Source organism: Achromobacter deleyi, assembly GCF_902859705.1.
GTDB classification, from domain to species: Bacteria; Pseudomonadota; Gammaproteobacteria; order Burkholderiales; family Burkholderiaceae_B; genus Achromobacter; species Achromobacter deleyi.
In genome coordinates this window covers 1-8,465 of the sequence record NZ_CADIJO010000054.1, presented here as the reverse complement: position 1 = coordinate 8,465, position 8,465 = coordinate 1, and the positions used below count along the sequence as shown (strand labels likewise).

Genomic DNA, 8,465 nt, shown 5'->3' with positions numbered 1-8,465 from the left:
CCCCGCGCCGACGCGCCAGCCTCGGGCCGCGCCAGCGCTGACGCGCCGGCCACGCCCGGCTCGTCCAGCACGCCCGCGCCCGGCACCCCGGTCAGCGGCATCCACCAGGACCTGACCCTGCTGGTGCGCCAGCAACTGGACGTATTGGCCAACCAGACGCTGACCTGGCAAGGCGAAGCCTGGCCCGGCACGCCGATGGAATGGGAAGTGGAACGCGAGCCCTACGGCGGCGACCCCGATTCGGCCGTGCCCACGTGGGCCACCCGCCTGAAACTGGACCTGCCGCGCCTGGGCCTGGTCGACGCCCGCCTGAACCTGGCCGGCGATCAGATCGTGCTGCAACTGGTGGCCCCGCACAGCGCCACGGAAATCAATGATTCGTCGGACCAATTGCGGGCGCGCCTGTTGGCGTCGGGCCTGACGCTCAGCCATCTGGTGGTGAACGTGGTGGATCCGCGTCCCGTCATGCCGACGGATTTCTGATGAGCCTCGTTCCGCCCTCCGATACCGGCCCGAACGCCAACCGCAACGCGGCCGTCGCCATCTCCTACGACGAAAAAGACGGCGCCCCGCGGGTGGTGGCCAAGGGCTACGGCCAACTGGCCGACACGATCGTGCGCGCCGCCGAAGAGAACGGGCTGTATGTGCATGAATCCCGCGAGCTGGTCGGCCTGCTGATGCAGGTGGACCTGGATTCGCATATTCCTCCCCAACTCTACGTAGCAGTGGCAGAATTGCTGGCCTGGCTGTACCGCCTGGAATCGCGCGACCTTCCCGACGCCGCGCCGCCTGCCTGACCCCATTTCCCTGAGGACGATCACCGTGTTGGATGCCAGCGATCCGGAATTCCTGCTTACGCGGCCGGAAGACATGCGCGCCGCGCTGTTTGAATTGACGCACCCCGACAGCCACATCCTGGTGCGCGACGCCGCCGACCGCGAGATGGCGGTGCTGGTGCTGGGCGCCGACAAGCAGACCCGCCAGTTCTTCTGGCGGCCGCGCGACTATGCGGGTGCCGACTTCGAACAGTCGGACAGCATGGGGCTCTTGAGCGGCACGACCTTTCATTTCCACGCCACCGCCTACGGTGGCGTGCAGATCCGCTTCCGGGTGCAGCGCCCCGAAGTGATCCATTTCGACGACGGCAGCGCCGCGCTGATGTCGCCGTTTCCCGACCGCCTGGCCCGCATCCAGCGCCGCAAGATGTTCCGCGCGTCGCTGGCCGCCAGCGTCGGCCGCTGCCAGGCCAGTTGGCGCCCTGCCCCCACGGACAAGCCCATCAGTTTTTCGGTGCGCGATATCTCGGTGGACGGCGTCGGCCTGCGGGTCGGCATGGCGGTGCAAGCCCTGCCCGAACGCGGCACGGTGCTGGAAGACGTGCAATTGGATTTTGGCGACCTGGGCCAGCTGAGCGCGCGCCTGGAAGTGCGCAACGTCTATCCGATTTCCGGCCAGCCCATGTCCCAGGCCACGAGCCCGGACGAGCCGGCGCCGGTGCATGTTTCCCTGACGGGCGAACCGCCCATGAGCCACCTGGGCGCGGTCTTCCTGGACCTGAATGCGCGCCAGGAAAACTGGCTGCAACAGGTAGTCTGGCGCCTGGAAAAGACCGCGAGATAGACCAATGACTTCGCGCGCAATGCGCGAAGCGCATCATCCACGCCAGAATGCCCGCCCGGCCGCCGGGCCGCCCCAAGGCCGGGCAGCCGTAGTGTTGACCCCCACGCCGCGCGTGCTACGCACGCTTGCTGCCCCCCCCAAGGGGGCTGCCCCGCCTTCGGGCGGCCGGGCGGCGGGGCGGCTCTTCTGATGTGACGCTGCGAAATGGCGTTACACCGCCATCGACGAGATTTCCTTGTAGGCCGCAACCAGCTTGTTGCGGACCTGGACGGCCGTCTGGAAGCCGATGCTGGCCTTCTGCATGTCGATCATGACGTCGTTGAGCGAGATGTCGGGGGCGCCCAGCTCGAAAGCCTTGGCCTGCGCCGACGCGGCGTTCTGGGCGCCGGTGATGCGGCGGATCGAGCGGTGCAACTCGGCGGCGAAACCATCGGGTTGGGCCACTGCCTCGCCCGCAGCCAGATTGCCGGTTTCCGCCTTGCTGACGACCGCGCGCATCTGCTGGAGCATGCTTTCGATGCCGGACAAGCCTGATACAGCCATTACGTTATTCCTTGCTGGTGGGACTACGCCAAAGATGCAAGGAGCGTAACCCCGGCGGCACGGCGCCATTGCCGATAAAAACCGCCAAAACACCCGATATTTCCCCGAATGCGCCGGCCCGGCCGCCGCCGGGCGCACCCCGCTTCGGACCCGGGTTTCACCATGTTGGGGACATAGGGGATAAGTAACGCCAAAAAACCGCTGTTTTCGACGATTGGGTTTGCTAACGCAGCAGCAATAATCCAGGCTCTCCCCAGACCAGAAGCACGTTGCATGTGTAATCTGCCCTACCCGAACATGAAGTCATTTTCCCTGCTCCGCGAAGCCAGCGGGAGCCGCCAATGAATCAGCAGGCTACCCTGAGCGCGTCGCTTCTGGCGAAGTTTCCCGTGTTGGAAAGGATCCGCGCGCTGCCCAAGCCCATTTTGCTCGGCGCGGCCGCGGCGCTTGTCGCGATCATTGTCGCCGTGGCGATGTGGAGCAGCGAGCCCAAGTACAAAGTGCTGTTCTCGAACCTGGACGACCGCGATGGCGGCGCCATCGTGACGGCCCTGGGCACCATGAACGTGCCTTACAAGTACAACGATACGGGCACCGCCCTGCTGGTGCCGGCCGACCGCGTCTATGACGCCCGTCTGCAGCTGGCCTCGCAGGGCCTGCCGCGCGGCGGTTCGGTCGGCTTCGAGCTGATGGACAACGCCCGCTTCGGCGCCAGCCAGTTCGCCGAACAGATCAACTACCAGCGGGGCCTGGAAGGCGAGCTGGCGCGTTCGATCGAATCGATGCACACCGTGCAGCACGCCCGCGTGCACCTGGCCATGCCGCGCCAGTCGCTGTTCGTGCGCGAACGCCAGCCCCCGACCGCCTCGGTGCTGTTGAACGTCTACCCTGGCCGCAGCCTGTCTGACGCCCAGGTTTCCGCCATTTCCTGGCTGGTTGCTTCCAGCGTGCCGGAACTGACTGCCGAGAACGTCTCGATCGTCGACCAGAACGGCCGCCTGCTGTCCTCGCCGCTGGGCGAAGGCCGCGGCATGGACGCCGACCAGATGCGCATGGTTCGCGAAACCGAACAGCGCACCGTCGAACGCATCCTGACCATCCTGAACCCGCTGGTCGGCCCGGGCAACGTGCACGCCCAGGCCAGCGCCGAAATGGATTTCGCGCGCCGCGAGGAAACCTCCGAGGTCTACCGCCCCAACCAGGAACCGGGCCAGGCCGCCGTGCGCAGCCAGCAGACCAGCGATTCGACCCAACGCGGCATCAATCCGGCCCAAGGCGTGCCGGGTGCCCTGTCGAACCAGCCCCCGGGCAACGCCCAGGCCCCGATCGCCAACCCGCCCCAGGCCCAGCCGCCCCGCCCCGGCCAGCCGCAGCAGCCCAACGCCCAACAGCAGCAGCAAACGGGCACCCAGGCCGCAGGCGGCAGCCTGAACGAGCGCCGCGACGCCACCACCAACTATGAAGTGGACCGCACGATCAGCCACATCAAGCAGCCCGTGGGCAACTTGAAGCGCCTGTCGGTGGCCGTGGTGGTGAACTACATCCGCGACAAGGACGGCGAGCCCCAGGCCCTGCCCCCGGAAGAACTGAACAAGCTCACCAACCTGGTGCGCGAAGCCATGGGCTATTCCGAAAGCCGTGGCGATTCGCTGAACCTGGTCAACAGCCAGTTCAACGACGGCCCGCCGGCACTGCCGATGTGGCGTGATCCGGAAATGATCTCGCTGTTCAAGACCATCCTGGCCTGGCTGGTGGGTGGCGTGCTGGCCCTGTGGCTGTACCGCAAGGTTCGCCGCACCGTGGGCGAGTACCTGTACCCGCCGGTGGATCCGGAAGTGGCCGAGGCCGAGCGCATCGAAGCCCAGCGCGAGGCCCAGGACCTGGCCCGCGCCAAGGAAACGGACCGCTACCAAGACAACCTGGACCGCGCCCGCACGATGGCGAACAAGGATCCGCGCGCCGTCGCGATGGTCCTGCGCACCTGGATGACCAAAGATGAAAAATGATTCCAAACCCATGGACGGCATGACGCGCAGCGCCGTCCTGATGATGTCGCTGGGCGAAGACGCGGCGGCCGAGGTCTTCAAGTACCTGTCCGCCCGTGAAGTCCAGCAGGTCGGCGCCGCCATGGCCAGCCTGAAGCAGGTGACCCGCAACGACGTGGCCGTGGTGCTGGAGGAATTCCGCCAGGAAGCCGACCAGTTCATGGCCGTGACGCTGGGCTCGGACGACTACATCCGCACCGTGCTGACCAAGGCGCTGGGCAGCGACCGCGCCGCCGGCCTGATCGAAGACATCCTGGAAGCCGGCGAAGGCGGCAGCGGTATCGACGCCCTGAACTGGCTGGATCCGCACACCGTGGCCGAACTCATCGGCGACGAGCACCCGCAGATCATCGCGACGATTCTGGTGCACCTGGAGCGCGACCGCGCCGCCGGCGTGCTGGCGCTATTGACCGACCGCCTGCGCAACGACGTCATGCTGCGCATCGCCACGTTCGGCGGCGTGCAGCCGGCCGCCTTGTCGGAACTGACCGAAGTGCTCAATTCCGTGCTGGCTGGCCAGGGCGCCAAGCGCAGCAAGATGGGCGGCGTGCGCACCGCGGCCGAGATCCTGAACATGATGAATTCGGCCGAAGAGGAAACCGTGGTCGCCAGCCTGCGCGAACGCGACAACGACCTGGCCCAGAAGATCATCGACGAGATGTTCGTGTTCGACAACCTGCTCGACGTCGAAGACCGCGCCATCCAGCTCATCCTCAAGGAAATCGACAACGACACGCTCATGGTCGCGCTCAAGGGCGCCCAGGAAGAGCTGCGCGCCAAGTTCCTGCGCAACATGTCCAGCCGTGCCGCCGAAATGCTGCGCGAAGACCTGGAAGCGCAAGGCCCGATCCGCATGTCGAAGGTCGAGACCGAACAGAAGAAGATCCTGCAGATCGCGCGCCGCCTGGCCGAAAGCGGCCAGATCGTGCTGGGCAACTCCGGAGACGACGCGTATGTCTGAAGCGGATACCGGCCAGTCGACGCTCATCTCGCGCAGCGCCGCCTGGCGCCGCTGGCAGATGCTGTCGTTCGACGAGCCGCCGCCCGTGGAAGTTGCGCCCGAACCGGAACCCGATCCGGGCCCCGATCCCGAAGTGGTGATGGCCCAGCTGCGCGCCCAGGCCATCGCCGAAGGCCGTGCCGAAGGGTTTGCGCAAGGCCACGCCGCCGGCCTGGAAGCCGGCCACGCCGAGGGCCATGAAGCGGGCTTGGCCGCCGGGCGTGAAGCCGGCCATGCCGAAGGCCTGGCCCAGGCCCGCGAGCAAGGCGCAGAGGAAGCCCGGCAGCTGCATGCGCTGGTCGAAGCCTGCGCCACGTCGATCGGCTCGCTCGAGGAAAAGATGGGCCAGAGCCTCTTGACGCTGGCGCTGGACATTGCCCAGCAGGTCGTGCGCACCACCCTGGCCGAGCAGCCCGAGACCGTGGCCAGCGCCGTGCGCGAAGTGCTGCACATCAACCCGACGGCCGGCGGCCAGATGCGCCTGTGGGCCAACCCGGCCGACATCGAAGTGATCCGCCTGCACCTGGCCGACGAACTGAAAGAAGGCCACTGGCGCGTGCTGGCCGACGAATCCATCGCCCGCGGCGGTTGCCGCGCCGAGACGCCGTTCGGCGACATCGACGCCACGCTGCAGACCCGCTGGCGCCGTGTGGCGGCCTCGCTGGGCCGCAACGTGAATTGGGAGGAGCCGGCGTGAGCGGCAGCCAGGCCCCCGCGCAGCCCGGCCAGGCGGCCGTGCCCGTGATCGACCGCTGGCAGACCCAGCTGGAGATCGGCTCGATCCGCGCCGCCTCGACCGACCCCTGGCTGGTCAGCGGCAAGATCACCCGCGCGACCGGCCTGGTGCTGCACGCCACCGGCTTGCGCCTGCCCGTGGGCGCCGCCGCCCGCATCGAGATCGCGCGCGGCCATGACCACTGGGCCGACGCCGAAGTCGTCGGCTTCGACGGCCATACCCTGTACCTGATGCCGCAGGCCGATATTTCCGGCCTGCCGCCCGGCGCCCGCGTGGTGCCCGGCGAGCCGCCCGTGCAGCGCCAGATTCCGCTGCCGCGCAAGGCCGAATTGAACGGCAACGCCAAGCCCCAGCTGGGCCGCCACCTGCCCGTGGGCAACGCCCTGCTGGGCCGCGTGCTCGATGGCGCCGGCCGGCCGCTGGACGGCCTGGGCCCGCTGACCGGGGCGGAACTGGCGCCCCTGTCGGCCCAACCGATCAACCCGCTGTCGCGCGCCCCGATCGATACCGTGCTGGATACCGGCGTGCGCGCCATCAACGGCCTCTTGACCGTCGGCCGCGGCCAGCGCATGGGCCTGTTCGCCGGTTCCGGCGTGGGCAAGAGCGTGCTGCTGGGCATGATGGCCCGCTACACCAAGGCCGACGTCATCGTGGTCGGCCTGATCGGCGAACGCGGCCGCGAAGTGAAAGAATTCATCGAGCACAACCTGGGCCCTGAAGGCCTGGCCCGCTCGGTGGTGGTCGCCGCGCCGGCCGACGTGTCGGCGCTGCTGCGCCTGCAAGGCGCCGCCTACGCCACGCGCCTGGCCGAGCACTTCCGGGACCAGGGCCTGGACGTGCTGCTGATCATGGATTCGCTGACCCGCTACGCCATGGCACAACGGGAAATCGCGCTGGCCATCGGCGAGCCGCCCGCCACCAAGGGCTATCCGCCGTCGGTGTTCGCCAAACTGCCGATGCTGGTGGAACGCGCCGGCATGGGCGCGCCCGGCCCCGGCGGCAAGGCCGGCTCGATCACCGCTTTCTATACCGTGCTGGCCGAAGGCGATGACCAGCAGGACCCGATCGCCGATTCGGCGCGCGCCATCCTGGACGGCCACGTGGTGCTGTCGCGCCACCTGGCCGAGGCCGGCCACTACCCCGCTATCGACATCGAGGCCTCGATTTCCCGCGCCATGACCTCGCTGATTCCGCAACAGCAGTTCGCGGTCGTGCGCCGTTTCAAGCAGACGCTGTCGCGCTACCAGCGCAATCGCGACCTGATCGCCGTGGGCGCCTACGCCGCCGGCAACGACCCGCAGCTGGACGATGCCATCGCCCGCTATCCGCGCCTGGAAGCCTTCCTGCAGCAGGATATCGGCGAAAACGTCGGCTACGAGGATGCGGTCAACCAGTTGCGCGCAAGCTTCGAATTGAGGGACACCTATGCCTAGCCAATTGCCCCTGGACATGCTGATCAACCTGGCCAAGGAGAGCACGGACGAAGCCGCCCGCCTGCTCGGCCGGCTCAGCGCCGAACGCACCAACGCCGAACGCCAGCTCGGCATGCTGCACGACTACCGCCAGGACTACCTGGAACGCCTGCAGCAAGCCATGACGACCGGCATGTCGGCCAGCGACTGCCATAACTACCAGCGCTTCATCGGCACCCTGGACGACGCCATCGGCCAACAGCAGAACGTGCTGCGCCAGGCCGACGAGAACCTGGCCAAGGGCCGCCTTTACTGGCAGCAGGAAAAACGCAAGCTCAGTTCGTACGACGCCCTGGCGCAACGCGAATTGCGCGCGCAGGCCGTGGTGGAATCCCGCCGCGAGCAACGCGCCAACGATGAATACTCCGCCCGCCTGGTCCAGCGCCAGTCCGGGATGCATTAATTAGAGGAAGCCCGAGATGACCGCTCCCCTGCCCTTGCCCACCGTCGCGCCCGCCGCGCCGAGTTCGATCGCCGACACGCTCGGCGCCAAGTCGTCCGCCGTCTCGTCCAGGAAGGGCCCGTCCTTCTCTGACGTGCTGGCCCAACAGCGCCCGAACCAGGCTGCCGATGCGCGCCCGGCCAACGGCAACAACGCCAAGACGCCGTCCAACAACGGCAAGACCACCAGCGATGCCGCCGGCAACGCCGAAAACGCCGCTGCCGGCGCGATCGACAACGCCGTGCAGACCGCCACCCAGGCCGAAGCCGGCGCGCTGGCCGTCGCCGCCGCGCAGCAACCGGTGACGCCGGTGGTGTTGCCGCAACAGACGCTGGAAATCGCCGCCCAGGCGGCCGAACAGGTGCAATTGGCGCGTGGCGCCGCCCAGGCCGCCGCGACCGCCGTCAACACCGGCGCCGCCGTGGTGCAGGCCGCCCTGACCGCCAACGACGCCGTCGCCACGCCGCGCGCGCCGGTGGCCGCCACCGCGCAGCAGGCCGAAGCCGCTGCCGCACAGGCCAGCCGCGATGCACAGGTTGCGCTGCCGGTCGTCACCGCCGCCGTCAAGCCCGGCACCGCGCCCGCACCCGACACGGCCCAGGCCAAG

At 68.2% G+C, this 8,465-nt stretch carries 9 protein-coding genes and 1 pseudogene; 9 read left to right on the top strand and 1 reads right to left on the bottom strand.

Features of this window, described 5'->3' with window-relative positions:
* The 3 genes from fliK to HV798_RS31440 all read left to right on the top strand — a co-directional run.
* Positions 1-483: flagellar hook-length control protein FliK (gene fliK / locus HV798_RS31820; RefSeq protein ID WP_246289363.1), on the top strand; the 483-nt coding region annotated here is incomplete at its 5' end.
* Positions 483-797 (top strand): EscU/YscU/HrcU family type III secretion system export apparatus switch protein, encoded by a 315-nt coding sequence (locus HV798_RS31445; RefSeq protein ID WP_051593634.1) that lies wholly within the window; start codon positions 483-485, stop codon positions 795-797. The genes fliK and HV798_RS31445, both read left to right, overlap by 1 nt.
* 25 nt (positions 798-822) lie before the next feature.
* Complete coding sequence (locus tag HV798_RS31440) at positions 823-1,620, top strand: flagellar brake protein (protein ID WP_025138866.1); 798 nt, start codon at positions 823-825, stop codon at positions 1,618-1,620.
* Positions 1,621-1,830: 210 nt separating this feature from the next.
* Here the strand turns inward: HV798_RS31440 and fliE are convergent, their stop codons facing one another.
* Positions 1,831-2,163 carry a flagellar hook-basal body complex protein FliE gene (gene fliE, locus HV798_RS31435; RefSeq protein WP_175196569.1) on the bottom strand — a complete coding sequence of 111 codons (333 nt, stop codon included), beginning with the start codon at positions 2,161-2,163 and terminating at the stop codon, positions 1,831-1,833.
* Positions 2,164-2,504: 341 nt separating this feature from the next.
* On the opposite strand from fliE, the gene fliF reads away from it, so the two are divergent.
* The 6 genes and pseudogenes from fliF to HV798_RS31405 form a co-directional block, all read left to right on the top strand.
* Positions 2,505-4,169, top strand: a complete 1,665-nt coding sequence (gene fliF, locus HV798_RS31430) for a flagellar basal-body MS-ring/collar protein FliF (RefSeq protein WP_175196571.1) — start codon at positions 2,505-2,507, stop codon at positions 4,167-4,169.
* Entirely contained in the window at positions 4,159-5,169 is a 1,011-nt protein-coding gene (fliG, locus tag HV798_RS31425) for a flagellar motor switch protein FliG (RefSeq protein WP_025138869.1), read from the top strand. Before fliF ends, fliG begins: the two co-directional genes overlap by 11 nt.
* Positions 5,162-5,905 carry a flagellar assembly protein FliH gene (fliH, locus tag HV798_RS31420; protein ID WP_175196573.1) on the top strand — a complete coding sequence of 248 codons (744 nt, stop codon included), beginning with the start codon at positions 5,162-5,164 and terminating at the stop codon, positions 5,903-5,905. The genes fliG and fliH overlap by 8 nt, the downstream gene beginning before the upstream one ends.
* Complete coding sequence (fliI, locus tag HV798_RS31415; RefSeq protein WP_025138871.1) at positions 5,902-7,377, top strand: flagellar protein export ATPase FliI; 1,476 nt, start codon at positions 5,902-5,904, stop codon at positions 7,375-7,377. The genes fliH and fliI overlap by 4 nt, the downstream gene beginning before the upstream one ends.
* The gene (gene fliJ / locus HV798_RS31410; protein WP_175196575.1) at positions 7,370-7,819 is read left to right on the top strand and encodes a flagellar export protein FliJ; all 450 of its coding nucleotides are present in this window, start codon (positions 7,370-7,372) and stop codon (positions 7,817-7,819) included. The genes fliI and fliJ overlap by 8 nt, the downstream gene beginning before the upstream one ends.
* A 16-nt stretch (positions 7,820-7,835) precedes the next feature.
* Positions 7,836-8,465 (top strand): annotated as a pseudogene (locus HV798_RS31405) (flagellar hook-length control protein FliK); the annotation flags it as partial.

Excerpts from the sequence above, each read along its gene's own strand:
- HV798_RS31445 (WP_051593634.1), top strand. The coding sequence starts at position 483 with ATGAGCCTCGTTCCGCCCTCCGATACCGGCCCGAACGCCAACCGCAAC.
- fliE (WP_175196569.1), bottom strand. The coding sequence starts at position 2,163 with ATGGCTGTATCAGGCTTGTCCGGCATCGAAAGCATGCTCCAGCAGATG.
- fliF (WP_175196571.1), top strand. The coding sequence starts at position 2,505 with ATGAATCAGCAGGCTACCCTGAGCGCGTCGCTTCTGGCGAAGTTTCCC.
- fliG (WP_025138869.1), top strand. The coding sequence starts at position 4,159 with ATGAAAAATGATTCCAAACCCATGGACGGCATGACGCGCAGCGCCGTC.
- fliH (WP_175196573.1), top strand. The coding sequence starts at position 5,162 with ATGTCTGAAGCGGATACCGGCCAGTCGACGCTCATCTCGCGCAGCGCC.
- fliJ (WP_175196575.1), top strand. The coding sequence starts at position 7,370 with ATGCCTAGCCAATTGCCCCTGGACATGCTGATCAACCTGGCCAAGGAG.